This window comes from Nocardia huaxiensis (assembly GCF_013744875.1).
Classification (GTDB): Bacteria; Actinomycetota; Actinomycetes; order Mycobacteriales; family Mycobacteriaceae; genus Nocardia; species Nocardia huaxiensis.
Map to the genome: position 1 here is coordinate 5,075,926 of NZ_CP059399.1, position 26,340 is coordinate 5,102,265.

Sequence of the window (26,340 nt, forward strand, 5' to 3'; positions counted from 1 at the left end):
CTATCCGGTGCGCAGCCGAGTCTTCGCCGATTGTGCGAGGCGCAGCGCACCCGGCGCGACGGTGAGTGCCGCGTAGATTGCCGCGGGCTTGAGCGCGAAGCGTTCCCCCAGGGCGATCCGGACCTGTGCGCGTGCGCTTGTGGTATCGGAGGACGCCAGGGCGGAACGGGCGCGGTCCATGGCTTGATGGAAGCGGATGTCGCCGCGTTTGCGCAGGGCCGTCTCCCGCGTGGCCGGATCGTCGGTGAGCTCGGCGATCCGGGTGAAGGCCACCTGCACGCTGTCCTGGTAGATCCGATGGGTGCCGGGCTCTTCGGGGATGCGATAGCCCGCGAGTGGTTCGGGAATCAGGCGAACGACGCTGCCCTGCGCGAGCATTCGCGCGAACAGCATCAGGCCCTCGACGGTCGGCAGGTCGTTCTCGTAGCCGCCGCCGGATTGCCAGGCGGCTGCCCGAATAGCGGCGGTGTAGTAGAGCACCGACCCCGCCACGTATTCGGCGAGGGTGATGCGGTGGCCGATGCCGGGCTCCTCGGTGATGCCGCCGTCGCGGCGGAAGGTGGTCGATCCGAGTGCGCCGTCGTCGGTGAATCCGGCGGCGTCGACCGCTACCACGTCGGTGTCGGAATGTTCCTGCAGCACTTGATGCGTGCGTGCGCAGAACGTCGGCATGAGCTTGTGGTGGGGGCGCACGACCGTGTAGATCTGCCCCCTCGCCTGTGCGGCGGCGTGATTGATCCCGGCGCCGAATCCGTGACTGTCCGTGCGCGACACGACAATTCGCTCGTCGCCGTACTTGTCCGCGATGACCTGCGCCTCGCCGGATGCATCGGCGACGATCAACTCCCACGCGTCGAAGCCCTGCTCCCGGACCGATTCGATCAGATCGGCCAGTCTGGGTTCGGGTCCTTCGACTACCGTCAGAATGCTGAACTCTGGTTGAGACATAGTGGCAAACCCCCATCGTCGATCCCCTGGCTGGAGTCACGATATCCCGATCAGCAGGACCGGATGGCGGCATTGTGCGAGAGGGTTCCGCCCTCGGTCCTGGTGATCGGTCGTCCAATCCGGGAGTGCTTCGTGGCGTGCGGCGCGATGGGTGGACGACGGTGTCCGGGGGTGGCGGTGGACGACGTTGTCCGGCCGGAGCGCTGCGGTGGGCCAAGGGGTTTCGGCGTTCAGGCGTCGGCCTGCCAGGCGAAGCCGTCGGGGTCGGTGAAGGTGCCGATGGTGCCGTGCATCGTGATGCCGTGGGAGCCGGAGCCGGCGGGGGAGACCCCGGCGTCCTTCGCGGCGGCCTTGCGGGGGTACAGGGCCAGCTTGACGGGAGAGCCGGTGAGGTCGAACTCGGCGTACTTGCCGCCGAAGCTCTTCGAGACGGTCAGGCCGCGCTCGACGTAGTACCGCTTGCTCGCCTTGACATCCTCGACGCCGAGCAGCAGCACGACGCTGTCGACCTTGCGGGAGGACGGGCCGGTGTCCTTCTTCTGCGAGGTGGTGATCTTCCAGATGGTCCCGTCCGGACCCTGAATGATGCCGCCGTAGCCCCAGAAGCTCTTCTTGGCGGGGTCGAGAACGCTGAATCCGTTTCGCAGGGCGGAGGCGATGAGGTTGTCGGCGGTGCCGGGCTGATCGACGACCAGCGACATCATGAAGCCGCGGAAGCCCTCCGACGCAGCCTGCACGGGCCCGAAGGTCAGCGCCTCGCCGAGCCCGAAGGCGGCGTCGTACGCGGCGGCGGTGGCTGTCGGATCGGCGGTCTCGAGGTTGACGGTGATCGCGGTGGCGGTGCTGGTGTTTGTCATGGCTATAACGTTAAATTTCGCCGTTACCTGCGACATCCGTGCCGACCACGGAATCCGCCACGGAAAGACCACGTACCGGACCCGCAGTCCTAAGCCGCGCTATTTTAGAACCTGTTTCAGAAGATGGGAGACAGGTATGACGGGCAGTGGAGCCGGGCGGTTCGAGGGGAAGGTCGCGGTGGTGACGGGTGCGTCCTCCGGGCTGGGGCAGGCCGTGGCGCGCTCGCTCATCGACGGCGGAGCGCGGGTATTCGGCGTCGGACGGGACCGGGAGCGTTTGAGCGCCGAGCTGGAGGGTGGCGAAACCGCCTGGCTGGCAGCAGATCTCGCCGACCCGGCAGCGAGCGCCGACGTGGTGCGGGCGTGCACGGAACGCTTCGGCGGCCTCGACATCCTGGTGAATGCGGCCGGTGCGCACACCATGCGCCACACCGCCGAGGTCACCGACGCCGACTGGCACTACGACCTGGCGGTCAACCTGAGCGCACCGTTCTTCCTCTCCCGCGCCGCCCTGCCCTCGCTGCTCGAACGCGGCGGCTGCATAGTCAATGTCGCCTCGATCGCCGGTCTCGAAGGTCAGGCCTACTCCGCCGGATACTGCGCCGCCAAACACGGTCTCATCGGCCTGACCCGCGCCATGGCCCTCGAATTCGACGCCCGCGGCATTCGGATCAACGCCGTCTGCCCCGGCGGGATGACCACCCCGCTCCTGGAGAACTTCACCTTCCCGGAAGACCCCGACTACACCCTGATCATGAAGACCGCCACGGCCCGCGGCCTGATGGACCCGGCCCAGGTGGCCACTGTCATCAGCTTCCTCTGCTCGCCGGACGCCTCGGCCGTCCACGGCGCCGTCTACACCGTCGACAACGGCAAAATGGCGCTCTGACACCCGCTGCCGCCCGCGGACTGCCTAGGGTGGGGTGGTCGAAAGGATGCTCGATGTCTGTGAATCCGCTTGCCGGCGTGGGGGCTTGGGACAATGTGGCCGACGGTTACGACGAGTTCGCCGCGCCGATGATGGAACCGTTCGCGTTGCGGGCGCTCGAGATCGCGGATCCCGCGCCCGGCGCCCGGATCGTGGACGTCGCGACCGGGACAGGGCTGCTGGCGTTCGCGGCCGCCGAGCGGGGGACGGAGGTTCAGGCCCTCGACTTCTCGGCGGCGATGATCGATCGGGTCCGGGCGCGGGCCGAGGCGAAGGGGGTGACCGATCTCGTCGCCGTGGTGGGGGACGGGCAGGCGCTGCCCTACGGTGATGACACCTTCGACGCGGGGTTCTCGATGTTCGGGCTGATGTTCTTCCCCGATCGGGCGCGGGGGTTCGCGGAGTTGCGGCGTGTACTGCGGCCCGGCGGTATCGCCGTGGTCGCGAGCTGGGCGCCCATCGCGGAATCGCCGCTCATGTCACTGCTTTTCGGCGCGTATCAGGCCGGAATCCCGGATTTCCCCGCGCCGCGGCCGAATCCGGACAGCCTGGAGAATCCGGAGGTCTTCGAAAGCGAGCTGGCGGCGTCCGGATTCACCGAGATACGGGTCCGGCCGCAGTCCGTCGCGGTCGCCTACGACAGCGCGGCCGAGCTGTGGGAGGGGATCACACGGCATAGTGCCGCCCTGCAGCTGACTCGCCGGCGCACCGCTGCCGCCACCTGGAAGGCCCAGGAGGACATCATGATTCGCTATCTGGAGGAGAACTATCGCCCCGGCGAGGAACTCTCCACCACCGCCTGGCTGGGCAGCGGGCGCAAGCCCGCCACCACGATATGAAGGACTGATGGCGCGGCCGGCCCGGAGAAACCGGCCGCGCCACCTCCTCATCCGGTCAGGTCCGCGCCGCGCGGCGGGGCGGGAGCCGCTTCCAACGCCGCCGCTTCGGCATCGGTGAACAACCGAGACCGGATGATGAATCGGACTCCTTCCGGAGCTTCGAGGGAGAATCCGCCGCCGCGCCCGGGGACCACGTCGACGGTGAGATGGGTGTGCCGCCAGTACTCGTACTGGTCGGCGCTCATCCAGAACGAGGTGTCGGGGAAGACGCGGCCGAGCATGACATCGGCTGCGCCGACCCGGAATTCGCCCAGCGGATAGCACATGGGGGAGCTGCCATCACAGCAGCCGCCGGATTGGTGGAACATCACCGGGCCGTGGTGAGCGATGAGCCCTTGCAGCACCTCGGTAGCAGCCTCGGTGATGCCCACTCTGGACACGGTCCCTGATTTCATCAGAAGAAGCCCAACTTTTTCGGTGAGTAGGAGACCAGCAGATTCTTGGTCTGCTGGTAGTGGTCCAGCATCATCTTGTGGGTTTCCCGTCCGATGCCGGACTTCTTGTAGCCGCCGAAGGCGGCGTGTGCGGGATAGGCGTGGAAGCAGTTGGTCCACACCCGGCCGGCCTTGATGGCGCGGCCCAGGCGGTACGCGGTGCTGCCGTCGCGGGTCCACACGCCCGCGCCCAGACCGTACAGGGTGTCATTGGCGATGGTGATCGCTTCGACCTCATTGTCGAAGCGAGTCACCGCCACCACCGGGCCGAAGATCTCCTCCTGGAAGATCCTCATATCATTGCGGCCCTCGAAGATCGTGGGCTCGATGTAATACCCGTTGGGGAAGCCTTCCACCTTGCGCATCTCGCCGCCGGTGAGGACCTTCGCTCCCTCTTTGCGGCCGATGTCGATGTAGGACAGGATCTTCTCGTATTGGTCGTTGCTGGCCTGCGCTCCGATCATGGTCGAATCATCAAGGGGGTTCCCGCCTTTGATGGCCTTGGTGCGTTCGATGCAGCGCGCCATGAACTCGTCGTAGATCGAGGAGTGGATGAGCGCACGGGACGGGCAGGTGCAGACTTCACCCTGATTCAGGGCGAACATGACGAATCCTTCGACGGCCTTGTCGAGGAAATCGTCGTCGGCGGCGGCCACATCGGGCAGGAAGATATTGGGCGACTTGCCACCCAGCTCGAGTGTCACCGGAATGATGTTCTCGCTGGCGTACTGCATGATGAGCCGGCCGGTGGTGGTCTCGCCGGTGAACGCCACCTTGGCCACCCGCGGACTCGACGCGAGCGGTTTGCCCGCCTCGACGCCGAATCCGTTGACCACGTTGAGAACTCCGGGCGGCAGCAGGTCGGCGATGAGCTCGACGACCAGCAGCAGCGAGGCCGGGGTCTGCTCGGCGGGTTTGATGACGACACAGTTGCCCGCCGCCAGCGCGGGCGCGAGCTTCCACGCGGCCATGAGGATCGGGAAGTTCCACGGAATGATCTGCCCGACCACGCCGAGCGGTTCGTGGAAGTGGTAGGCGACGGTGTCGGCGTCGATCTCGGAGAGCGAACCCTCCTGTGCGCGAATGGCTCCCGCGAAATAGCGGAAGTGGTCCACGGCCAGCGGTAGGTCGGCGGCGAGGGTTTCACGCACCGGTTTGCCGTTCTCCCAGGTTTCGGCGACGGCGAGCTTCTCCAGATTCGCCTCGATCCGGTCGGCGATCTTGTTGAGGATATTGGCACGCTCGGTCACCGCCGTGGCACCCCAGGCGTCGGCGGCGCCGTGCGCGGCTTCCAGAGCCATGTCGATGTCGGCGGCGCCGGAACGCGCCACCTCGCAGAAGATTTCGCCGTCGACGGGCGACGGATTGTCGAAGTATCTGCCTTCTACCGGGGCTTTCCAGTCACCGCCGATGAAATTGTCATAGCGGCGGGCGAAGCTGACGACACTGCCATCGGTGCCGGGTTTGGCGTAGATCATGGCGCGGCTCCTGATCACGAATCCTCAGTGATGGGCGTCACTATGAACCGCGAAGGTTGGCGTCGGGTTGGCGAGAGGTTGGTGAAAAGTCGCCGAGTCACTAACCGCGCAGTGCGGTGTGCAGCCGGGCGGTGGCCAGGCCGCGGCGGCTGTCGCCGGGGGCCAGCAGACGCAGTGCGTGCTCGTGGATTTCGATATCGTCCGGGCAGCGTTGTCCGAAACGTAGCGCGTGCTCGGGATTGTGGTCGGCCAGCACGGCGGTGCGCAGGCAGACATCGAGGTGCTCGCGCCACTGCACGATGCCCGGGGTATCGGAATCGGGCAGCAGCGGACCGCGATACAGGCGCACGGCGGTGGTGATGTCCCCGGCCTCGAGGGCCGCGAGCAGCTCGGTGGCATCGCAGGCGATCGGTTCGGTGAGCATGTACCGGCGGTCGGCGATCTGGCCGTCGGTGGCCCGGCGCAGCCGCGACACATCGGCTTTGAGCGTGCTCGACGACACCGAACGCTCCCCGTAGATGGCCTCGTGCAGGCGTTCGGGGGTGAAGCCCTCGGGCTCCAGCGCCAGCAGCGTGAGAATCTCGAGCTGCCGCGGCCGCATGGCCACCTGCTTGCCCTGCTTGAAAAGCCTGGGCAGACCGAGACATTCGAGCCGGGTGCGCGCGGCCGGACGCGAATACTGTGCGTGCAAACGGGATTCGATGGCGGTGACCAGTGCCCGCACGGTGGTGAGGATGAGTGGATGCGATCGATCCCAATAGGTCGACAGGTCCAGCACACCCAGCTGCCGCCCGTCGGCCGCGCGGATCGGCGCGCAGTAGCAGACCCAGCCGTGCAGCGCCTCCACCAGATGCTCGGCCGCCCAGACCGTGGCCGGGCGACCGGTATGCAGGGAGAGCGCGACACCGCTCGTCCCCATATACGGCTCGTCCCAGCAACCTCCGGGCGCGAGGTTGACCTGTTCGGCCCGCCGGCGCACCGCGCGATCGCCACAACTGAACAGCACGGTTCCCGTCTCATCGGTGACGACGGCGATCATTCCGGCGTCCTCGGTGATGGCGCGCAACTCCCCGGCCAGTTCGGTCACTGGCGTGCGCAGCGGCGAATCGGCCCACCGCGCACCCAATTCCTCGCGGTCGGTCGCCGGGGCGACGGCCCGGGTGGGGTCCACCGTGCGTAGCGAGCGCTCCCAGGATTCCACGACTTCATTGCGCAGCACCGGAACCGGCCCGAGCGGTCGCGGCGAGCCGCCGGCCCACCGCGCCCACACCTTTTCCAACTCCGCACGCTGCTGCGAGAGGGCGGGCACATGTGTCATGGCGCAAACTCCTCGCGAGGCGGCTCTCATTGCGATACCCCATGATGGCGCGCCATGACCTGGCGTGCACCGCATTCGATGCAGTCGATGCGTCAATTCGTTTCGTGCGAGTTCGCAGGGTTCGCCGGTTCCCGCACCCGGGAACGCGACGGCACCGGATTCGACTGGTAGACAGGGAGAATGGTGCTGCCCTTCCGCTTCGGTGTGAACCTGCTCTCCCCCGTCTCCCGTGCGGAGTGGATCAAGAAATGCCGCCGCGCAGAGGAACTCGGCTACGACGTCATCGGCGTCGCCGACCACCTGGGCATGCCCGCGCCCTTCCCCGCGCTCATGCTCGCCGCCGACGTGACCACCCGCCCCCGGCTGAACACCTTCGTGCTGAATACGCCCTTCTACAACCCGGTCCTGCTGGCCCGCGACGTGGCCGGGCTGGACCAGCTCACCGACGGCCGCATCGAACTGGGCCTGGGCGCGGGGTACGTCCAGGCCGAATTCGAGGCCGCGGGAATGCCTTTCCCGTCGCCGGGCGAACGCGTGGCACACCTCGAGCACGCGGTGCACACCCTGCGCGGTCTGTTCGCCGACCCGGAGTATCAGCCGCGCCCGGCCCAGCCCGAAGGCCCGCCGCTGCTCATCGCGGCCTGGGGTGAGCGGGCGCTGCGCCTGGCCGCCGAGCACGCCGACATCGTCGCCTTCACCGGAGGCGGTGCGGGACCGGACGGTCGCATCATCCTCGCCGATGACACCGTCACCGCGAAGAAGACCGCCTACCTGCGCGACGCGCTCGGCGACCGTGCCGGCAAGGTCGAATTCAACCTCCTGATACAGGGTTTGGCCGCCCCGGAGGAACGCGACGCCGCCCTCGGCCATATCACCGATAACCTACCGATGGGCTTCTCCGGTCGCCCCGAAGACCTCACGGTCCTTCTGTTCGGGACCCCGGAACAGCAGGCCGATGCCCTGCGCAGGCGACGAGAAGTGTTCGGCTTCAACTACGTCACCGTCCTGGAACACAATATGGAGAAGTTCGCCCCGCTCATTGCCCTGCTCCAGGGGGAATAGACCGCTCTCGCCGTGTTTCGTCCCGCCGTGCCGAGGCATTACCTCAGCACAACGACGGACTCGGCGAGGAGGAACAAGTGTCGGGTGCAGTGATTTCGGCGATCATCGCGGTGGTGGTGATCGTGGTGGCGATCGTTCTGGCGATGGCGCTGCGGCCACGTATGCGCAGCCGGAAGTTGAAGAACCGGTTCGGGCCGGAATACGACCGGACGGTTCAGCAGACGCACAACCGCCGGATGGCGGAAGAAGAACTGGCGGAACGGGAGAAGCGGCACCAGCAGCTGGAGCTGCGGGAACTGTCCGAGGACGAGCGGCAGCGCTACACGACCCAGTGGACGCAGGTGCAGGAGCAGTTCATCGACGATCCGGCGCAGGCGCTGAACGCGGCGGATCGATTGCTCACCACGGTCATGGCCGATCGCGGCTATCCGACCGAGAGCTATCGTCAGCAGCTGGCCGATCTCTCGGTGGAGCATGCCCGGCCGCTCGAGCAGTACCGGACCGCGCACGACATCGCGGGGCGGGCCGGACGCGGTGAGGCCACGACCGAGGATATGCGGGCAGCCATCGTGCACTACCGCACCCTGTTCGTCGACCTCCTCGACGGCCGCCACGCCCAACACACCGCGCACAACAAGTGAGGCACAGCAATGAACATCGGCAAACGGCGGAACAAGGAAGCGGCACAACAGGAGTCGGAGCGGTCCGCGGATCGGATGAGCGATGCGGAACGCGTATCGGCCATGGACCAGGCGGCGAATATCGACGAGAACAGCGGCATGCGGCCGGATTCCGGGGCGACGCAGCCCGGGATGCAACGCGTGAGCGGCGACGCGGACCAGCCGTACACCGCGACGCCCGGCTTCACGGGGCAGCGCAGCGCCGCCGCGGAAACGGGTCGGCTCGACACCGGCGCCTCGAACCCCTCACGGCAGCAGCATCCGGTGACACCGGATCAATCGCGCGGCATGGCGCCGGACTCCGAACATGCGCGCGGCGCAATGCATTCCGGCGCGGCGGGGCAGCCTGGCGGCCCGGGGCGCACGGACGGTAACGGGGGTGACCGTTTGCTGGCCGAGGGGGACATGCGGCATCTGCGGGATCGGTGGCACGAGGTGCAGACGCGGTTCGTGGATGATCCGCAGCAGGCCGTGCAGCAGGCGGATCAGTTGGTGGACAACACGATCGCGCAGCTCACCGAGACCTGCGCGAGTCGGCGGCGCGAGCTCGAAAACCGTTGGTCGCGAGGCGAGAACGTGGACACCGAGGCGCTGCGGCAGGCCCTGCGGGGCTATCGCGACCTGTTCGATCAACTGGTGGGCACGGCGTCGGCTGCCAGGAACATGTAGCTCTTCTCCTCCACGCGCTGATGGATGCGCCAGTTGCCGTCGACGCGCACGAAGGTGTCGTGGTACCAGAGCCCGCACATCATGAGCTGGCGCTTGCCCTCCGGCCCGGCCACCAGCATCGGGTTGTGGCACATGGTGCGGGCGGTGGCGTGATCGCCCTCCACCCGCACCGAAGAGTTGCTCACCAGATGCTGGAAGGCGGAGAAGTTCGGCATGACCGAGGCGAGAAAAGCCTTGGTGGAGGCCAGGTCTCCGGCCGGGCCGCCCATGGCGGTGTAGTCGATGTGCGCGTCTTCGGTGAAGATCTCGTCGAGCAGATGCCACTGGTGGGTGTCGACCGCGTGGGAGTAGCGGACCATCAGATCCTCGATTTCCAGACGGTCCGAAATCTCCTGCAGGGACAGCATGGGCTGAGCCTTCCGCGTAGTGCCGATACCTCGGCGACTGATCTTGTATGTCTCGATCGTCTATTTTGTCGCCCGCAAGCGATTTGTGGGCATGGTTCCCTACTTGATATCGATAATCGATGGCCGTTGCCGAACTGAGATCACGCCTTCGGCCCGGCGATTTCGTCTGCAAGGGAAGATGAAAGTCCTTCTACGCATCGCCGCCCTGCTGCTACCGGGTGGCTGGGGAGGCCGCGTCCGAGCGAGTGGGACCGATTATGCGAGCGTCGAATCCGATCAAGCACGCAGTGGGACAACGACTGCGGAGCGCCAAACGTCCAGGCCCGAACCGCAATCCGGTGACCGGCGGACCCGACACCTGCGAAGACCATCCGCGGACAGTGGAATCCGCGCTCCCCACCTCCGGCGAACGCTCGGCACGCAGGCAGCTCACCGCTGCGCGTGCCGCGATCGAGCCGGTGCTGCGCGCTGCCGTGGGTTCGCTCGCCGAACCCCTGGATCGCATGGCGAGCTATCACTTCGGCTGGTGTGATGCCGAGGGACGACCGATACAGGGCGTGCAGGGCAAGGCCCTGCGCCCCGCACTGACCTTCGCCGCGAGCGCCGCCTGCGGCGGGACGGTTCCGCAGTCCGTCCACGCCGCGGCGGCTGTCGAACTGCTGCACAACTTTTCGCTCGTGCACGACGATGTGATGGACACCGATCCGTTCCGGCACGGCCGTCCGACCATCTGGCGACTCTGGGGCGAAACCAATGCCACGCTCGTCGGAGATGCCATGCAGGCGTTGGCGCTCGGCGTGCTCTCCGACGGCGCGCCCGAGGAGGTGACCGCCGAGGCGGTGATCCGACTAGCCCGGGCAACCGTCATGCTATGTCGCGGGCAGTACGAGGACTGCGCGTTCGAGACCCGGTCGTCGGTCAGCGTCGAGGAGTACCTGAGCATGGCGGCCGGCAAAACCGGTGCGCTGCTGGGCTGTGCGTGCGCGCTCGGCGCGTTGTGCGCGGGCGCGGATCACGCGGTGGTGTCGGCCATGCACACCTTCGGCACGGAGCTGGGCCTGGTGTTCCAGCTCGTCGACGACGCCATCGACATCTGGGGTGACCCCGCCGTCACCGGAAAACCCGCGCACAGCGACCTGATACATCGCAAACAGTCGTTCCCGGTGGTGTGCGCGCTCGCCTCCGGGACCGGCGCGGGCCGTGAACTGGCCCGCATCTATCAGGCGCGCCAGCCGATGACGGCCGCGCGTGCCGCCCGCGCCGCGGATCTCATCGAGGAAGCGGGGGGACGGCAACGCACCGTGGTCCGGGCGGCCTCGGCCCTGCGGGCCGCCGTGGACGCCCTGCCGCCCGGTCTGGCCGTCGGCGAGCTGACGGCATTGGCTCAGCTTGTGGCGCACCGGGATCGGTGATCTCACCGCCATCCAGTTCAGTGTGGCACTGGATGGTGTCCGGATCGGCCCGGCCGGGTGTCGTGTGAGAGGGCGTCGAGCACCCAGGTGTGCGCCTGTCCCACGGTGATTCGATCGCCGACGAGCGTCGACGTCAATGCCCAGTACCGCTGGATCCGGTGGTCGGAGTCGGTGCCATTGCTGAGCAATTGCGCACGGAAACGCGGAGAGTCGTGTTCGCCGCGGGCCCCGGCGTGGGCGTGGACGAATCGATCGAGTTCACTGCCGCCACGTGGCGGCACGCCGCGCTGGACCAGCGGCACCACCGCCACCATCGCATCGTCCACACCGGCGTACAACTGCTGCAGGTCGCGGATCCGCTCCGGCCGTGACCGCCACAGTTGCTGCCGCACAGCGTCCTTCATATCCGGCTCGATGGCGAGCGCGGCCAGTTCGGCATATGCGACCACCTCGTCCACCGACGGATTCGCAGGCGGCTCAGGAACATTCCAGCCGACGAACAACTCGACATCACGCGGGCGGATCGGCCCGAGGACGCGCCGCCAGAACGCGACGAGGCAATCGTGCACCGCGCTGCCATCCTGCGCGGCGGCCAGCAGTGCGAGCCGCCGGTCGCGCTGTGGCGGTGCGGCATCGTCGATGGCGCGCACCGATGCGCGCCGCCACGCGAGCGACCTGAATTCCTCGTCCAGCCGGGCGCTTTCGGCCGCGATCGCCTCGTCGAGCGGCACCTCCCCGCGCAGAACCTCGGAAATCACCCCCAGCGTCAGCCCGACCGCCCGCAACCGCCGAACCAACAGCAGTCGCTCGGTGGCAGTTTCGGCCTCGAACAGCCGATGTCCGCCCGCGCTGCGCCGCGACGCCAAAAGCCCCTCATCGCAATAGAACCGGATCGTGCGCACCGCAATCCCACTGCTACGCGCCAACTCTCCGATAGTCACCAGCGCCTTCGATCCTGTGTCCTCCATCACAACCCCTTGAATCTCCACCGCGCTGGAGCTTTTAGCGTACTGGGGACAGTTGATCGCACCGAGAAAGGGTGTTTCATGGCAACCACACAGGAAGAAATCGTCGCCGGCATCGCGGAGATCGTCGAAGAGGTGACCGGCATCGAAGCCGCCGAGGTGACGATCGACAAGCACTTCGTCGAAGACCTGGAAATCGACTCGCTCTCCCTGGTCGAGATCGCGGTGCAACTCGAGGACAAATACACCGTGAAGATCCCCGACGAAGACCTCGCAAGCCTGCGAACCGTCGACGACGCAGTCGCCTACGTCCAGAAAATGCAAGCCCAGGACCCCGAACTCGCCGCCGAACTGGAAGCCAAGTTCGGCAAGATCAAGGAGCTCTGAGGGCGGGGATCCGGACAAAACTTCGCCAGGAGAGCTCCGTGATCTTGGAGTCCAGTCAGGCGGACTGACGGTAGACCGCGACCACGGGGATGCGGCGGGTGGTGCCGGTGCGGTAATCGTCGAACTGGGGCATGATCTCGACCATGCGGTCGTAGAGCTCGCCGCGTTCGGGGTCTTCGATGAATTCGGCCTTGCCCGTGTAGGTTTCGGTGCCGAGTTCGACGGTGAGCTCGGGGTTGGCGCGCAGGTTGTGGTACCAGGCGGGATGCTTGTCGGCGCCGCCGTTGGAGGCGATGAGGACGATGCGGTCGCCGTCGGGGAGGAACACCAGCGGGTTGGTGATCTGGCGGCCGGACTTCGCGCCGGTCGTGGTGATGACGACCATATTGTCGCGACCCTCGAAGGGGCCGCCCACCTTGCCGTTGTTGGCGCGGAATTCGGCGATCACGTTCTCGTTGAATGCGTTCATCTATCCTGTCCTGTCACGTCGTTGCGTGGGCAGCAACCGGCCTGGCGGGCGGGAAATTCCCGGAGGTCAGGACTTCTCGATGGCCTCGAGCCATTCGGTCTTGTCGAACATGGCGGCGGACTCGCGGGCGGACGGGGCGCCGGCGTCCAGGTCCGCGCCCGCGGCGAGGAGGGCCTTCACGACATCGGCGGCGCCGTGGAAGACCGCGCCGGCGACGGGGGTCTGGCCGCTGCCGGTGGCGCCATTGGGGTCGGCGCCGTGGGCGAGCAGGGTGGTGACGGCGTCGGCGTGGCCGTAGTAGGCGGCGAGCATGAGGAGGGTGTCGCCGCGGTCGTTGGTGAGGTTCACCGGGACGCCGGCCTCGATGTAGGAGGCCAGGCCGGCCGCGTCGCCGCTGCGGGCCATGTCGAAGATCTTGGATGCGAGTTCGAGGACCTGCGGGTCGATGTCTTCAGCGCTCATTCGTCAATTGGTACCAGGTGTGCGCGGATCGGTCACTCGAAGCCGTGGGCCTGGGCGACGAGATCGAAGAACACCCACACCCCGCCCTTGTCGTAGGCCCCGGGGGCTTCGGATCCGCCCAGGAACGGGTACGGGGTGGCGATGTAGACCTCGTCGTCGGCGAGCGGTCCCAGCAGTTTGCGAATGTCGGAAACATGCTGGGGCTGAAGCACATAGGTGACGACGCTCGGATCGAAGAGCACCTTGTCGATGAAGTCGGTGATCTCGGTGAACGGTCCGTAGGTCTTGGTGCCGGGGCTGTACGGGTCGAGGATCGCGTACTCGCCGGTGCGGGTGCTCATGAGGAAGGCGTGCCCCAGATCGGAATAGCCGACCACGGTGTCGAACCGGGGGAAGTGCTGGGCCCACGCCGGCATGACCTGCTCGAAGCCGAAGGGGCCGATCAATCTGAAAGGCACGCTGCTCACCTGGTCCATCCAACCAGAGCTATTCGGGCGCTAGGACAGCGCCTTGTCGCTGCCGCGGTGCAGTTCGACCGGGCTGGTATTGCGGGCGGTGGCGCGTTCGATGCCCTTGGCGGCCGGATTCGCCTGCTCCAGTTGGGTTTTGCGGTCGAAGAGGACCTTGGTGAGGACGCAGGACAGGTTGGCGTCGAGATCGTCGCGGACCAGCAGCAGGTTGGGGACCACGATGGTTTTCACATCAGCGGGCAGGCTGTAGGTGGCGGCCGGAATGGTTCCCGCCTCGTAGACCGGATTCACCTGCCGCATCTCGTCGAGCAGATCGCTGATGTCGAGGAAGCGGACCTTGCTCCCGGCAGTGGTGAACAGGTCGGTGATATTCGGGGTCGGCAGGCCGCCGGACCAGAACAGGGCGTCGATCGAGCCGTCCTTCATGCCGTCGACGGTCTTGGTCAGGTCCAGGCGCTGGGCGGAGACATCGGTGTCCGGATTCAGTCCGGCCGCGCGCAGCAATCGCTGGGCGATCACCTCGGTGCCCGATTTCGGGGAGCCGGTGGACACGCGTTTGCCACGCAGATCGGCGACGGAGTTGATATCGAGGCCCTCGCGAACGATCACCTGCGTGTAGTTGGTGTAGATGCGCGAGAGCGCGCGAATCGGCTGCTTGCCCTCGAAACCGGAGGTGCCCAGCGCCGCGTCGGCGGCGGTGTCGGCGAGGGCGAACGCGACCTGGTAGTTGCCCGCCACCAGTTGCTGAATGTTCTGCACCGACGCCCCGGTCTCCGCGGCGGTGGCCTTCACCCGGCCGCCGGTGGCCTCGGTGATCTGGGTGGCGTAGGCATTGCCGAGGGCGAAGTAGACCCCGCCCGCATTGCCGGTGGCGATGGCGATGCGGGTGTCCTGGGCGACCTCGCAGGTGACCTCGCCGCCGCTGTCGGCGGTCGAACTGTCCTGGCGGCCACCGCAACCGGTGAGCAATCCGGCCGTGGCCAGAGCCGCCGCGGCGATCGTGACATAGCGCTTCACTGTCATACCTCCTTGTCGACCGGCGACCCGGGCCGGTGAACATCGTGTGCCGCAAGGGGATCGGCCTTCTCCGCCGTCGGCGTCGCGGGTCCGGTCAGCCGGGTGACAACCGCCGCCGCCACCAGGAGTGCCGCGCCGAGACCGACCGTGACGGGGCTCGGGTACAGCAGCATCAGGCCCGCCAGACCTGCCAGTACGCGGGCGACGGGCCCGGCCTCGCCGAGGCCGAAGATCCAGCCGCCGGTGGCCATGGCGAGTGCGGCCACGCCGGCCGCGACGATCACGGTGATCGCCGCGATCTCGAGCGCCGGGCCCCGCGCGAGCAGGCGCTCACCGGAGTCGGTGAGGACGAAGACCACCGGCACCAGGAAGGCCGGGAGCGCGTAGCGCAGGGTCTGCCACATGGTCGGCACGGGTTTCGCGCCGGTGACCGCGGCCGCGCCCACGGCGGCCAGCGCGGTCGGCGGCGTGACCTCCGACAGCACCGAGAAGTAGAAGACGAACATGGCCGCGGCGGGTTTGGCCACGCCCAGGCCCAGTAGCGCCGGACCGATGATGGCCCAGCCGATCACGAACGACGCGGTCACCGGAATGGCCAGGCCGAGCAGCGAAAGCGCCACGGCGGCAAGGGCAATGGTGCAGATCAGCACGACGGTGGCATTGTCGGAGATGGCCTCGCCCGCCCGCACCAGCAGCGCCGCGATCTCCGCGCCGAGACCGGTTTTGGTGGTCATCGAGGTGATCGTCCCGGCCGCGGCGCACACCGCCACCACGGGCAGCGCCGAGCGGATGCCCGTCGACAGGGCCGTGAAGCCGTCGCGGAGGAACGCGCGCAGGTGATTCGCCAGGGTGCCCGGTGACTTCCGTTGCCGCACCGCGCGATCGGCGACTGCGAGTGCGAACGCGAGCGCCGTCGCGTACACCACCGCCCGCGCGGCGCTGACGCCTGCGATCATCAGGACGACGATCATGATGAGCGACAGGAAGTGATAGCCGAAGCGCAGCAGCAGCTTCCACGCCGGGACGACGTCGTCGGCCGGCTCCGGCCGCTCGGATGTTCTCGCGGCCGAATGGAATCGCCGGGCGTCGATCTCGACCGACAGCAGAATGCCCAGGTAGTACAGCAGCGTCGGAATGGTCGCCCACGCCAGCACCGTGAGATATGAAACCTCCAGGTACTCGGCCACGATGAACGCCGCCACCCCCAGGGTCGGCGGCGACAGGATCGCGCCCACACCGGCGGCCGCGAGCATGCCACCGGCCTGCTCCGGACGGTATCCGGCCCGCTGCAGGATCGGCCAGGTGACCGCGCCCGTGCTGACCGCCGTCGCGGTCCCCGAACCCGACACCGTGCCGAGCAGGAATCCAGAGGTGACGGCGGTGCGCCCGGCGGCGCTCGCCGAACGCCGGAACGCCGCCACCGACAGATCCACGAAGAACCGTGCCGCACCGGAGAATTCGAGCACCGCGCCGTAGATGGTGAACAGGACGATATAGCTGGCCGTCACGTCGAGGGGCGTGCCGTAGAACCCGCTGCCCGAGTTGTACAGGGCGTCGACGATCTGCGAGAAGTCCAATCCCAGATGCGCGATCGACCAATTCTGGGGGAGCAGTCCGCCGTAATACCCGTAGGCCAGGAACACTCCGCACACCAGTGGCAGCACCCAGCCGGTGGTCCGGCGGCAGGCTTCGAGAATGAGCGCCAGCAGCACCGCGCCCATGCCCACATCGACCGGCGACAGCAGTCCTTGGCGATCCAGGAAGTCGTCGTATCCGCCGCCGCCGGAGCCGAGGGTCACCGGCAGCACCGGGTACAGGCACACCACCAGCGCCACCGCGGCCAGCGCCCAATCCAGCGGCGCCGGACCGTCTTCTCGATCGAGGAAGCGGATCCCGGACCGGTAGCTCAGAAAGATCAGCGGCAGTGTGACGGCCAGGAAGATGACCAGGTAGTACTGGCTTCCCTGCGGCAGCGGACGGAACACCTGCCACAGCACCAGGATCGCGTCGGCGAACGCGCACACCGCCACGAACCGCTCCGGCCATCCGGACAGCCGCCGCGCGGGCCGCTCCTCGTCATCCAGTCCGAGTTCGGCGGGAGTGGGGAGATCGTGTGTGCCCGTTGTCATTTCGACTCGCTCCCACGCGCACCCAACCGCACCGCACGCTCCTGCCCGCCCATCCGACTGGCCGCACAGTATCACCAGACCGATAGGTCTCGTGGCCGATTTCGGCGTCCGCCGAAGCCCCCATCACATACCGGACATTCGGCCGACATCCCCGAATCGGGCCGCGCATCTCGCACAATCGGTTTCATGCCCAAGCCCTGCCTGCTGCTGCAGCTACGACCCGAACGCGCGGCCGCGGACGATGAGTACCGCGCTGTGCTGCGCATCGGCGCACTCGATGCGGACCGTGTGGTGCGCATCCAGATGGATCAGGATTTCCCCGACGTCGACCTCGACGACTATTCGGCGGTCATCGTCGGCGGCGGTCCCAGCAATGTGAGCAACCCCGAGAACCGCAAATACGACTACCAGCGCCGCTTCGAACCCAAACTGCGCCTGCTGCTGGCCGAGATCGTCGACCGGGACTTCCCCTACCTGGGCGCATGCTACGGCTTGGGCATCCTCGCCGACGTGCTCGGCGGCAAGGTCAGCGACGCCCGCTACGCCGAATCCCCCGGCGCGCAAACCATCGAACTGACCGACACCGCTGCCGAAGACGCCTTGCTGCACGGCCTTCCGCAGTCCTTCCGGGCCTTCGTCGGCCACAAGGAAGCCTGTCAGGAAGTCCCGCCCGGCGCGGTGCTGCTCGCCGCCTCCACCGGCTGCCCGGTCCAGATGATCCGCGTAGGCCACCATATGTACGCCACCCAGTTCCACCCCGAACTCGACGGCGACGGCCTCGCCCTCCGCATCGAAATCTACCGCCACGCAGGCTATTTCGACCCCGCCGAAGCCGACGCCCTGATCGCCCTCGGTCACCGGGAATCCGTCCCCGTCCCCGGCGAGATCCTGCGCCGCTTCCTCTCCCGCTACTGCCAGAACCAACTGTGACGAGGTTCGTCACGGGCCCCTGAGTTTCCGGGGCTGGTGTCGTCACGCCGAACCCCGTAGAAATGCACCCCATGAAGTTAAAACATGTTCTTTTCACTTTTCTGGCGGCCGGGTGCGCCTCGATAGTCACCGCGACCCCCGCGACCGCGGCTCCGGCCCCAGTACTGACCCCCGTCGCCGAAGAGTGCTACCCGTACTCGCTCTTCGCCTCGCTCAGCGGCGGCCCGGCCAAGTGCTTCTCCCGAGCCGAGTTCTGGCAGAACACCATTCAATCCCTCGGCACCCTCTCCGCCGGCGGATCCTCCGGTTCCTAGAGCCCTCCTCGATCGAATACCTCGTCGATCGAGTCGGCGGTGAGCGTTCGGGCCGTCCACTCTCGAAGTTCGTCGATGCTCGCACTGTGGATCGTTTCGGTGATTCGAGCAGGCACCATTCCGAACCGCAGTGTGAGCACTTCGAGCAGGGCTTCCGCTCGGCCTTCCACGCGGCCTTCTGCTCGGCCCTCGACTCGGCCCTCGACTCGGCCCTTGGCCTCGAGTCGTTCCGCGGTGGTCATCAATGCCTCCTTCGCCTGGGGTCCGAGTTGGTCGACCACGGGCTCCAGATCCGTTCGATCGGTGTCACCCATACTGAGAATGTACGTCAGGGCGGCCTCGAGTTCCCCGCCACCGGCGCGCGTCAGCATACGGAGATATCGCATGATCGGCCGGAGGTCCTCCAGTCCCAGCCGAGTTTTCCGAGGTGCTGTTTTCAGCAGGAAGAACAAGGTGGCCACTGCCGGTGTGAGGTCGCGGGCCAGTAGGGCCTCCACGTCCACCGCGGCAAGATCGTCGACCACGTATCGCCAGCGCGGCAGGTACTCGGCCAGGGATTCGCGCGCGGCGTTGTCGAGGTCGATCACCTCGGACAGATCCATCGGCGCGGTCCATGATCCGCCATCGGTGTCGCAGAACAGGACGACGGGAAACACCATCGGTACCGTGTGCGCCTTCGGGTGGTCCCGCAGCCAGCGCCGCCAGAATGCGATTTCGTATGCGGCGAGCCGGAGCGCCATCAGCGGATCCGAACTGCTCTGGTGCTCCAGCAGCAGGTACAGGTACGCCTCGCGATCGTCGTAGCGGGTGCGATAGAGGATGTCGCTACAGCGCGCTTGCAACTCGCTGGACACGAAGCTGCCGGACACCAACTCCATCTCGTTCCAATGTAGCCGGGCGGCAACAGCTTTCGGTACCATTGCCCGCAATTCGGTAGCAGCATCGGATGCGCGGGACATGACATGCCGAAAGTACGAATCGTGCCGATTCGGCGGTGACACAGCCATATCCGGGCAACATACTCCGACAACCTTTGTTGCAAGGCCCTTTTCCGGGCAGCCGCAGGCGGTGGGGCTGCCCGGTGCGCTGCATTCAGGGGAGTCGGTCGAGGATGGTGGCGAGTTCTCGGGCTCGCAGGACGGCGCCGATGTGGCCGGACTCCAGGGTGTGGACGTCGAAGGGGTTGGCGGGGGTGAGGCGGTCGGCGTCGTCGATCATTTTGGTGGCCAGGGCGGGGGTGATGACGTTGTCCCGGGTGAGGCGGATGTAGGTGCGGGGGATTCGGCCCCAGGTGTCGGGGTCTACTCGGCCGTCGGCGAAGTTCGTCTGCGCGGCGTCTTCGGGTTGCATGCCGAAGTTCATGACGGTGAGGAGTTGGTCGAGGGTGGCCTCGGGCATATTGGTCAGGCGGAAGTCTTCGAGGGCCTGAGGGTCGGCGGAGCGCAGGTTGAAGCGGATGATGCCTCGGGAGATCGGTTCGGGGCCGAGGAAGAGGGAATGCTCGGGGTCCGGGACGGGGGCGTCCTTGAGGGCCTCGGGGGTTTGGCTCAGGGCCATGGCGCTGGGCGCTTCCTCGGTGGAGGGGCAGAAGGCGGACAAATAGACGATGCGGTGGATGGCGTCGGGAATCGCATTGCCGACCAGGCCGATGGTGATGCCGCCGAGGCTGTGGCCCACCAGGACGACCGGGCCGTGCCTGCGCACCTGCTCGACCACCTCGATGACGTGAGCGACATTGTCCTGCACGGTGATTGCCGACAGGGGTGAGGGCGAAGCGACGAAGGCGTCGATGTCCTGCGCCTGGTACGACGGCGGGATGGGCGCGTCGAGACCGTGGCCGGGCAGATCGACGGGCAGCGAGCGATGGCCGAGCAACGCGAGTTCGCGGACCACGGGCGCCCAATAGAAACTGTTGCTTGTCAAACCGTGGACGAAGACGAATGTCGGAGCGGCGGTCGAGATTTCAGCGAATTGATCATTAGATTCCGGCACGAAAACCCCATATGTGAGAAACAACCGACGGTGAATTCCTTACTCGCACCGTACTGCCGCCAATCCGGATGCGGGTCGGTAACGAATATGCCGCTACGGCAATGGGGCGTGTCGGGAGGATGGGAATGTCGATCGGCGGAGTATCGCGACGTCAGCTGTTGCGCACCGCGCTGGCGGGAATGGCCGCGTCCGGTGTGGCGGCGTGCGCGCGGGCCAGTGGGGAAGGGGCCGTCGATGGCCTCCCGCGAGGCACCAGCCATACCCTGGCGCGGGAGTTGCTCGGGGTCGGCGAGCGCGGGGAGGATCTGACCCTGGCGTATTTGAAAGTGCTCGTCGATACCGGACTGCCCGCCACGAATACGCGGAAGAAGATCATTGTCGTGGGCGCGGGCCCGGCGGGGTTGAGCGCGGCGAATCTGCTGGCCGATGCGGGCCATCAGGTTACGGTGCTGGAGGCCAATGGGAATCGCACGGGCGGTCGGGTGAAGACCCTGCGCGGCGTGTTCGCCGACAAGGACCTCTACGCCGAGGCGGGAGCCATGCGCTTGTCCAGCGCGCATCCCATGGTGCTGGCCCTGGCGGACAAACTGGGAGTGCGGCGCAGGCCATTCTACAACTCCGACGTGCTGCCCGAGACCGTCACCCCCGCGACGACGCCGGTGTACTACCGATCGTTCACCGGCGAGGAATGGACCAATGGCCCGCGAACGGAGTACGCGGCCCCGGCATCGGCGGGGCGGAGCCTGATCAGGGTGAACGGGCTGACCCGCACTCGGGCCGAATACGCCGCGAATCCCGGTGCGGTGCACGCGAGTTTCGGCTGTGGACTGGCCGAGCCCAGCCGGGTGGTACTCGGCAGCGCGCTGCGGCAGACCTCGGCGCTGGGCGATCAGCCGATCGAACGACAGCTCGAACGCTGGACGGAACTGCTCGACACCCATGAAAACCATTCGCTGCGTGACTATCTCAAGGATCAGGGCTGGCCGAAAGACCGTCTCGAGACCGTGGGGACGCTGGAGAACCTCACGGCCCGACTAGGGCACAGCGTCGTGTTCCCGCTGGTCGACCACACCCTGATTCCGGTCGGCGCGTTCTACTGGGAGCTCGCCGGTGGAACGGCCTCGCTCACCGATGCGCTGACCCGGCGGCTCGGCCCCGCAGTCCTGCTGGGCAAGCGCATGACCCGGCTGGAACAGACCGAACACGGCGTGCGCGTCTGGACCACCGGCGAGACCGGCACCGAAACCTCGGACGGCGCACCGAGCGGTCCGGCCGAATCCTTCGACGCCGATTACGCGATCGTGGCCATCCCGCTGAGCGCGGCCCGCTTCTGCACCTTCGAGCCGGCGCTGTCCTACGACAAGCGGCGCGCCATCATCGAAATGCACCATGACGCGGCCACAAAAGTACTGCTGGAGTTCAAGACTCGCTTCTGGGAGCAGGGCCCGGCCGGATTCCGGGGTGGACGCTGCGCCACCGACCTGCCGAACCGATCCCTGTTCTTCCCCTCGCACGTCGAGAACTCCGAGGGCGGCGTGGTGCTGGCCTCCTACACCTTCGCCGACGATGCGATGCGCTGGGATTCACTCACCGAGGGCGAGCGTATTCACTTCGCCCTGGCCGGAATGCGCGAACTGTTCGGGGCGCGCGTGGACAGCGAGTTCACCGGTGTCGGCATCACACAGAGCTGGGTGCGCGCACGCTACGCGCTCGGCGAGGCCGCGATTCCGGCCCCCGGGCAACTGCACGAACACCACCTCGCGACCCGATCTGCCGAAGGCCGGGTGCATTTCGCCGGCGACCACACCAGCCTCAATACCGCGTGGATCGAAGGCGCCCTGGAGAGCGGCGTCCGGGCCGCCCTCGAGGTTCATCGGCGCTGATCGCCGCCGGGAAGCGGCGCTCGATTCCGGCGGATCCGGCTGCGCCGCAGGGGCTATCCGATCCGGTGTTCCTCGATCGGAGCGCTCAGGTTCACGCCGTTGATATCCAGGTACAGCACGCGCTCGGTCACCGACACGGTCATGGTGTTGCGGCGTTCGATGACGGCGACGGCGGCAGCGATGAACTCGCGATCGAAGCTGTAGACGGGAACGTCCTCGCCCCGGTGAATCCGCTTGCCGGACAGCTGCGCCAGCACCTTCACCGGATCCCGATGCGTATAGACCGCTGCCCGCCCGGCCAGCTTGCTGCCGCGGTGCACCCGATCGGCGTCGGGCGCACCCACTTCGATCCACGCGGTCACCCGCCCGGTGAGGTCGCGCACCAGAACGGCCGGTTCGTCGGTGGACGACACGCCGCCCTCGCTGAAGGTGATGCCCTCCTCGTATTCCAGGCAGTAGGCGAGGATACGGGTGAGCATGAATTCGTCGTTCTCCGACGGGTGGCGGGCGACGCGCAGTTCGATCTCCTCGTAGACGCCGCGATCGACGTCGGCGAGGGTGACCGTGAAGGTGTGCAGTGTCGCGCTGAGAGCCATGGGAACAGAAGCATAGTGCCTGTTCAGAACGGGCCGTTCGACACGGTCACGATGAATGGCGATTCGGGCACGCGCGGGGCTCCGGTCGCTTAGTTTGATCATGTTGATGCCGAGAGGGGTCGTCGTGATGCGTAGCGGGATGTTGAGTGTTGCCGATCTGCTGGAGCGGGTCGATGCGGGGACGATCGACACCGTCCTGGTCGCCATGACCGACATGCAGGGGCGGTTGCAGGGAAAGCGTTGCTCCGCACGGTATTTCGTGGAGGAGGTGCTCGACCACGCCACCGAGGCGTGTGACTATCTGCTCGCGGTGGACGTGGACATGACCACCGTCGACGGCTACGCCAGCTCGTCGTGGGACACCGGCTACGGGGATTTCGTTCTGCGACCGGATGTTTCGACGCTACGCCTGGTGCCGTGGTGGCCGGGCACCGCGCTGGTGCTCTGCGATGTGGAGCGGCTGGACGCGCACGGGGAACCCGGCGGGGGACCGGTGACGGCCTCGCCCCGGCAGGTGTTGCGCGCGCAGCTGGATCGGCTGGCCGAGCACGGCCTGTACGCCTACGTCGGCACCGAGCTCGAATTCCTGGTGTTCGACGACAGTTACGAGGCGGCCTACACCGGCGGATACCGGGATCTGCGGCCCGCCAATCAGTACAACGTCGACTACTCGATGCTGGGGACCGCGCGCATCGAACCGCTGCTGCGCCGCATCCGCAATGAAATGTCCGGCGCGGGAATGTATGTGGAGTCGGCCAAGGGGGAGTGCAATCCCGGCCAGCACGAGATCGCCTTCCGCTACGACGAGGCGCTGGTGACCTGCGACAACCACACCATCTACAAGACCGGGGCCAAGGAGATCGCGGCCCAGGACGGCCGCAGCATCACGTTCATGGCCAAATACAATGAGCGTGAGGGCAACTCGTGCCACATCCACCTGAGTCTGCGCACCGAGGCGGGCGAGCCGGTCTTCGCCGGGGAGGGCGGTGAATCCGCGCTCATGCGGCACTTCCTGGCCGGGCAGCTGGACGGGCTGCGCGAGCTCACCTATTTCCTGGCCCCGAATATCAACTCCTACAAGCGGTTCCAGGCGGGCAGCTTCGCGCCGACGGCCGTGGCCTGGGGACGGGACAATCGAACCTGCGCGCTGCGGGTCGTCGGGCACGGTCCGTCGCTGCGCTTCGAGAACCGGGTGCCGGGCGCGGACGTGAATCCCTATCTGGCCGTGGCCGCCACCATCGCGGCGGGGCTGCACGGCATCGAGAACGAACTGCCCCTGGAGCCCGAATTCCACGGCAACGCTTACCGTTCCGACCGGCCACGGGTGCCGCGCACCCTGCGCGACGCCGCGCACCTGCTGGGCGAGAGCAAGATCGCGCAGCGGGCCTTCGGCGACGATGTGGTCCGGCACTACCGCAATGCGGCACAGGTCGAACTCGACGCCTTCGATGCCGCCGTCACCGATTGGGAGCGGGTTCGTGGCTTCGAACGACTCTGAACCGGCGGCGGATTCGGTGTACCGGCCGGTCATCGGCCTGCCCACCTATGCCGAACGGGCGCGGTTCCGGGCCTGGGATATCGACTGCGCGCTGCTGCCGCGCGGCTATGTCGACCTGGTGCACGCGGCGGGCGGGATACCGGTCCTGCTGCCGCCGCTGGGCGTGCCCTCCGACGTCCTGGTGGATCGGCTAGACGGTGTCGTGCTCACCGGCGGCTCGGATATCGACCCCGCGCGCTACGGTGCGCAGGCCCACCCCGCCACCGGCGGAATCCGTTCCGACCGTGACGATTTCGAGTTCGAGCTGTTCGCGCTGGCGCACCGGCGATCGATGCCGGTGCTGGCCGTCTGCCGCGGACTGCAATTGGTGAACGTCGCCCTGGGCGGGACCCTGCAGCAGCATCTTCCGGACGTGCTCGGCCACACCGACCACAATCCCACCCCGGGAGTGTTCCACCCCGTCCCCGTGACGACCTGCGACGGCAGCCAGGTCGCGTCGATCATCGGGCACGAGGTGACCGCGCACTGCCACCACCATCAGGCCATCGACACCCTCGCCCCCGGATTGACCGCGAGCGCCCACGCCGCAGACGGCACCATCGAGGCGGCCGAGGCGCGCACGGGATCGTTCCTGCTGGGAGTGCAATGGCATCCGGAAGCGGATGCGACCGATCACCGGCTCATGACAGCCCTGGTGACGGCGGCGACGACATACGGAAAGGAGCGTGGCCGGTGACTTCGGCCCAGGTGATCAACCCCGCGACCGAGGAGGTCGTGACCACCATCGAGGCGGCGTCGGAGGCCGCCACCGACGCGGCCATCGCGCGAGCGCAGCAGGCGGGAGCCGGGTGGCGTGCGCTCGCACCGGGGGACCGCGCCCGGCTACTGCGCCGCTTCGCCGACGCGGTCGACGCCGACCTCGAGCATCTGGCCCGCCTGGAGGTGACCAATGCGGGCCACACCATCGGCAATGCGCGCTGGGAGGCGGGCAATGTGCGCGATGTGCTGCACTACAGCGCCGGACTGCCGGAACGCCTGCTGGGCAATCAGATTCCGGTCGCCGGAGGCGTGAACATCACCTTCCACGAACCACTCGGCGTGGTCGGGGTGATCGTGCCGTGGAACTTCCCGATGCCCATTGCGGCCTGGGGCTTCGCGCCCGCGCTCGCGGCGGGCAATACCGTGGTGCTCAAACCGGCGGAGCTGACCCCGCTCACCGCCATCCGGCTCGGCGAACTCGCCCTCGAAGCGGGCCTGCCGGAGAACGTCTTTCAGGTCGTCACCGGCAAGGGTTCGGTGGTCGGGCAGCGCTTCGTCACCCATCCGGCCGTGCGCAAGGTGGTGTTCACCGGCTCCACCGAGGTGGGCAAGCAGATCATGGCCGGCTGCGCCCAGCAGGTGAAGCGGGTGACCCTCGAATTGGGCGGCAAGAGCGCCAATGTCGTGTTCGCCGACGCCGATCTGGAGCGGGCGGCGGCCACCGCGCCGTACGCGGTCTTCGACAATGCCGGGCAGGACTGCTGCGCGCGTTCGCGAATTCTGGTGCAGCGCAGTGTCTTCGACCGGTTCCTGGAGCTGCTGGAACCGGCGGTGAAGGGCGTGCGCGTCGGCGATCCCGGCGATGCGGCCACCGAGATGGGCCCGCTCATCTCGGCCGCGCACCGCGACCAGGTCGCCGGATTCATCGAACCGTCGACCAAGATCGCGTTCACCGGAACCCGGCCCGACGGACCGGGATTCTGGTTCGCGCCCACGGTGGTCCTGCCCACCTCGCCCGCCGACCGGCTGCTCACCGAGGAAGTGTTCGGCCCCGTGGTGGCCGTGCTGCCCTTCGAGGACGAGGCGGACGCCATCCGCATCGCCAACGACACCGAGTACGGCCTGTCCGGTTCCATCTGGACCTCCGACGTCGGCCGTGCGCTGCGCGTCTCGCGTGCGGTGGAATCCGGGAACCTGTCGGTGAATTCGCACTCCTCCGTGCGGTACTGGACCCCGTTCGGCGGTTTCAAGCAGTCCGGGCTCGGCCGTGAACTCGGCCCCGATGCCGCGCGCGCCTTCACCGAGACCAAGAACGTCTTCATCGCCACCGACTGACCGCCGAGCCCGTCGGACCACCCACCCACCCGAAGGAGATGT

Annotated in this window: 28 protein-coding genes; 13 read left to right on the forward strand and 15 right to left on the reverse strand. The window is 67.3% G+C overall.

Going from position 1 to position 26,340, the window contains the following annotated elements:
- Both H0264_RS22860 and H0264_RS22865 read right to left on the reverse strand, forming a co-directional pair.
- Nucleotides 1-948: a glycosyltransferase gene (locus H0264_RS22860; RefSeq protein WP_181579436.1), complete on the reverse strand. Its 948-nt coding sequence runs from the start codon at nucleotides 946-948 to the stop codon at nucleotides 1-3.
- Nucleotides 949-1,178: 230 nt separating this feature from the next.
- A complete protein-coding gene (locus H0264_RS22865; protein WP_181579437.1) occupies nucleotides 1,179-1,805 on the reverse strand; it encodes a VOC family protein in 627 nt (208 codons plus the stop codon).
- Nucleotides 1,806-1,941: 136 nt separating this feature from the next.
- Here H0264_RS22865 and H0264_RS22870 point away from each other — a divergent pair, with 136 nt between their 5' ends.
- Together H0264_RS22870 and H0264_RS22875 are read left to right on the forward strand one after the other, a co-directional pair.
- On the forward strand, nucleotides 1,942-2,694 hold the full coding sequence (locus H0264_RS22870; RefSeq protein ID WP_181579438.1) for an SDR family NAD(P)-dependent oxidoreductase: 753 nt from the start codon (nucleotides 1,942-1,944) through the stop codon (nucleotides 2,692-2,694).
- A gap of 53 nt (nucleotides 2,695-2,747) precedes the next feature.
- On the forward strand, nucleotides 2,748-3,572 hold the full coding sequence (locus tag H0264_RS22875) for a class I SAM-dependent methyltransferase (RefSeq protein WP_181579439.1): 825 nt from the start codon (nucleotides 2,748-2,750) through the stop codon (nucleotides 3,570-3,572).
- A gap of 47 nt (nucleotides 3,573-3,619) precedes the next feature.
- On the opposite strand, the gene H0264_RS22880 is transcribed toward H0264_RS22875, so the two are convergent.
- The 3 genes from H0264_RS22880 to H0264_RS22890 form a co-directional block, all read right to left on the reverse strand.
- Nucleotides 3,620-4,027, reverse strand: a complete 408-nt coding sequence (locus H0264_RS22880) for a DUF779 domain-containing protein (RefSeq protein WP_181579440.1) — start codon at nucleotides 4,025-4,027, stop codon at nucleotides 3,620-3,622.
- The gene (gene adh / locus H0264_RS22885; RefSeq protein WP_181585759.1) at nucleotides 4,027-5,544 is read right to left on the reverse strand and encodes an aldehyde dehydrogenase; all 1,518 of its coding nucleotides are present in this window, start codon (nucleotides 5,542-5,544) and stop codon (nucleotides 4,027-4,029) included. The genes H0264_RS22880 and adh overlap by 1 nt, the downstream gene beginning before the upstream one ends.
- A 100-nt stretch (nucleotides 5,545-5,644) precedes the next feature.
- Nucleotides 5,645-6,862 (reverse strand): helix-turn-helix domain-containing protein, encoded by a 1,218-nt coding sequence (locus H0264_RS22890; protein ID WP_181579441.1) that lies wholly within the window; start codon nucleotides 6,860-6,862, stop codon nucleotides 5,645-5,647.
- Between the two features lie 180 nt (nucleotides 6,863-7,042).
- Between H0264_RS22890 and H0264_RS22895 the strand changes: the two genes are divergently transcribed.
- The 3 genes from H0264_RS22895 to H0264_RS22905 all read left to right on the forward strand — a co-directional run bounded on the left by H0264_RS22895 (nucleotide 7,043) and on the right by H0264_RS22905 (nucleotide 9,273).
- A complete protein-coding gene (locus tag H0264_RS22895) occupies nucleotides 7,043-7,924 on the forward strand; it encodes a TIGR03621 family F420-dependent LLM class oxidoreductase (RefSeq protein ID WP_181579442.1) in 882 nt (293 codons plus the stop codon).
- A 77-nt stretch (nucleotides 7,925-8,001) separates the two neighbouring features.
- A complete protein-coding gene (locus H0264_RS22900) occupies nucleotides 8,002-8,565 on the forward strand; it encodes a hypothetical protein (RefSeq protein WP_181579443.1) in 564 nt (187 codons plus the stop codon).
- Between the two features lie 9 nt (nucleotides 8,566-8,574).
- Nucleotides 8,575-9,273, forward strand: coding sequence for a hypothetical protein (locus H0264_RS22905; RefSeq protein ID WP_181579444.1), 699 nt, complete (start codon nucleotides 8,575-8,577; stop codon nucleotides 9,271-9,273).
- Here the strand turns inward: H0264_RS22905 and H0264_RS22910 are convergent.
- A complete protein-coding gene (locus tag H0264_RS22910) occupies nucleotides 9,234-9,680 on the reverse strand; it encodes a nuclear transport factor 2 family protein (protein ID WP_181579445.1) in 447 nt (148 codons plus the stop codon). The two genes, H0264_RS22905 and H0264_RS22910, sit on opposite strands and share 40 nt — an antisense overlap.
- A 380-nt stretch (nucleotides 9,681-10,060) precedes the next feature.
- On the opposite strand from H0264_RS22910, the gene H0264_RS22915 reads away from it, so the two are divergent.
- On the forward strand, nucleotides 10,061-11,092 hold the full coding sequence (locus H0264_RS22915) for a polyprenyl synthetase family protein (protein ID WP_231085584.1): 1,032 nt from the start codon (nucleotides 10,061-10,063) through the stop codon (nucleotides 11,090-11,092).
- A 17-nt stretch (nucleotides 11,093-11,109) separates the two neighbouring features.
- On the opposite strand, the gene H0264_RS22920 is transcribed toward H0264_RS22915, so the two are convergent.
- Nucleotides 11,110-12,234 (reverse strand): MerR family transcriptional regulator, encoded by a 1,125-nt coding sequence (locus tag H0264_RS22920; RefSeq protein ID WP_231085583.1) that lies wholly within the window; start codon nucleotides 12,232-12,234, stop codon nucleotides 11,110-11,112.
- On the opposite strand from H0264_RS22920, the gene acpM reads away from it, so the two are divergent.
- On the forward strand, nucleotides 12,139-12,444 hold the full coding sequence (gene acpM, locus H0264_RS22925) for a meromycolate extension acyl carrier protein AcpM (protein WP_181579448.1): 306 nt from the start codon (nucleotides 12,139-12,141) through the stop codon (nucleotides 12,442-12,444). The two genes, H0264_RS22920 and acpM, sit on opposite strands and share 96 nt — an antisense overlap.
- Nucleotides 12,445-12,499: 55 nt before the next feature.
- Here acpM and H0264_RS22930 read toward each other — a convergent pair whose 3' ends face one another.
- The 5 genes from H0264_RS22930 to H0264_RS22950 all read right to left on the reverse strand — a co-directional run bounded on the left by H0264_RS22930 (nucleotide 12,500) and on the right by H0264_RS22950 (nucleotide 16,991).
- Complete coding sequence (locus tag H0264_RS22930; RefSeq protein ID WP_181579449.1) at nucleotides 12,500-12,913, reverse strand: nitroreductase family deazaflavin-dependent oxidoreductase; 414 nt, start codon at nucleotides 12,911-12,913, stop codon at nucleotides 12,500-12,502.
- 66 nt (nucleotides 12,914-12,979) lie between these two features.
- Complete coding sequence (locus H0264_RS22935; RefSeq protein ID WP_181579450.1) at nucleotides 12,980-13,375, reverse strand: ankyrin repeat domain-containing protein; 396 nt, start codon at nucleotides 13,373-13,375, stop codon at nucleotides 12,980-12,982.
- 32 nt (nucleotides 13,376-13,407) lie between these two features.
- A complete protein-coding gene (locus H0264_RS22940) occupies nucleotides 13,408-13,833 on the reverse strand; it encodes a T6SS immunity protein Tdi1 domain-containing protein (RefSeq protein ID WP_181579451.1) in 426 nt (141 codons plus the stop codon).
- Between the two features lie 39 nt (nucleotides 13,834-13,872).
- On the reverse strand, nucleotides 13,873-14,868 hold the full coding sequence (locus H0264_RS22945; RefSeq protein ID WP_181579452.1) for a TAXI family TRAP transporter solute-binding subunit: 996 nt from the start codon (nucleotides 14,866-14,868) through the stop codon (nucleotides 13,873-13,875).
- Entirely contained in the window at nucleotides 14,865-16,991 is a 2,127-nt protein-coding gene (locus H0264_RS22950; RefSeq protein ID WP_181579453.1) for a TRAP transporter permease, read from the reverse strand. The genes H0264_RS22945 and H0264_RS22950 overlap by 4 nt, the downstream gene beginning before the upstream one ends.
- A gap of 186 nt (nucleotides 16,992-17,177) precedes the next feature.
- On the opposite strand from H0264_RS22950, the gene H0264_RS22955 reads away from it, so the two are divergent.
- Together H0264_RS22955 and H0264_RS22960 are read left to right on the forward strand one after the other, a co-directional pair.
- Nucleotides 17,178-17,921, forward strand: coding sequence for a glutamine amidotransferase (locus H0264_RS22955; RefSeq protein ID WP_181579454.1), 744 nt, complete (start codon nucleotides 17,178-17,180; stop codon nucleotides 17,919-17,921).
- 71 nt (nucleotides 17,922-17,992) lie between these two features.
- A complete protein-coding gene (locus tag H0264_RS22960) occupies nucleotides 17,993-18,235 on the forward strand; it encodes a hypothetical protein (protein ID WP_181579455.1) in 243 nt (80 codons plus the stop codon).
- Here the strand turns inward: H0264_RS22960 and H0264_RS22965 are convergent.
- Together H0264_RS22965 and H0264_RS22970 are read right to left on the reverse strand one after the other, a co-directional pair.
- Nucleotides 18,232-19,242, reverse strand: coding sequence for an Rpn family recombination-promoting nuclease/putative transposase (locus H0264_RS22965; protein ID WP_276514508.1), 1,011 nt, complete (start codon nucleotides 19,240-19,242; stop codon nucleotides 18,232-18,234). The genes H0264_RS22960 and H0264_RS22965 overlap by 4 nt on opposite strands.
- A gap of 85 nt (nucleotides 19,243-19,327) precedes the next feature.
- On the reverse strand, nucleotides 19,328-20,227 hold the full coding sequence (locus tag H0264_RS22970) for an alpha/beta hydrolase (RefSeq protein ID WP_181579457.1): 900 nt from the start codon (nucleotides 20,225-20,227) through the stop codon (nucleotides 19,328-19,330).
- Nucleotides 20,228-20,352: 125 nt separating this feature from the next.
- On the opposite strand from H0264_RS22970, the gene H0264_RS22975 reads away from it, so the two are divergent.
- The gene (locus tag H0264_RS22975) at nucleotides 20,353-22,110 is read left to right on the forward strand and encodes a flavin monoamine oxidase family protein (RefSeq protein ID WP_181579458.1); all 1,758 of its coding nucleotides are present in this window, start codon (nucleotides 20,353-20,355) and stop codon (nucleotides 22,108-22,110) included.
- A gap of 53 nt (nucleotides 22,111-22,163) precedes the next feature.
- On the opposite strand, the gene H0264_RS22980 is transcribed toward H0264_RS22975, so the two are convergent.
- On the reverse strand, nucleotides 22,164-22,706 hold the full coding sequence (locus H0264_RS22980) for a YaeQ family protein (protein WP_181579459.1): 543 nt from the start codon (nucleotides 22,704-22,706) through the stop codon (nucleotides 22,164-22,166).
- A 127-nt stretch (nucleotides 22,707-22,833) separates the two neighbouring features.
- Here H0264_RS22980 and H0264_RS22985 point away from each other — a divergent pair, with 127 nt between their 5' ends.
- From H0264_RS22985 to H0264_RS22995, 3 genes are read left to right on the forward strand one after another with little or no spacing between them, the layout of a single operon-like run.
- Complete coding sequence (locus H0264_RS22985) at nucleotides 22,834-24,204, forward strand: glutamine synthetase family protein (RefSeq protein ID WP_231085578.1); 1,371 nt, start codon at nucleotides 22,834-22,836, stop codon at nucleotides 24,202-24,204.
- Complete coding sequence (locus H0264_RS22990; RefSeq protein ID WP_231085577.1) at nucleotides 24,185-24,940, forward strand: gamma-glutamyl-gamma-aminobutyrate hydrolase family protein; 756 nt, start codon at nucleotides 24,185-24,187, stop codon at nucleotides 24,938-24,940. Before H0264_RS22985 ends, H0264_RS22990 begins: the two co-directional genes overlap by 20 nt.
- Entirely contained in the window at nucleotides 24,937-26,298 is a 1,362-nt protein-coding gene (locus H0264_RS22995) for an aldehyde dehydrogenase family protein (RefSeq protein ID WP_181579461.1), read from the forward strand. The genes H0264_RS22990 and H0264_RS22995 overlap by 4 nt, the downstream gene beginning before the upstream one ends.
- The last annotated feature ends 42 nt before the right edge of the window (nucleotides 26,299-26,340 follow it).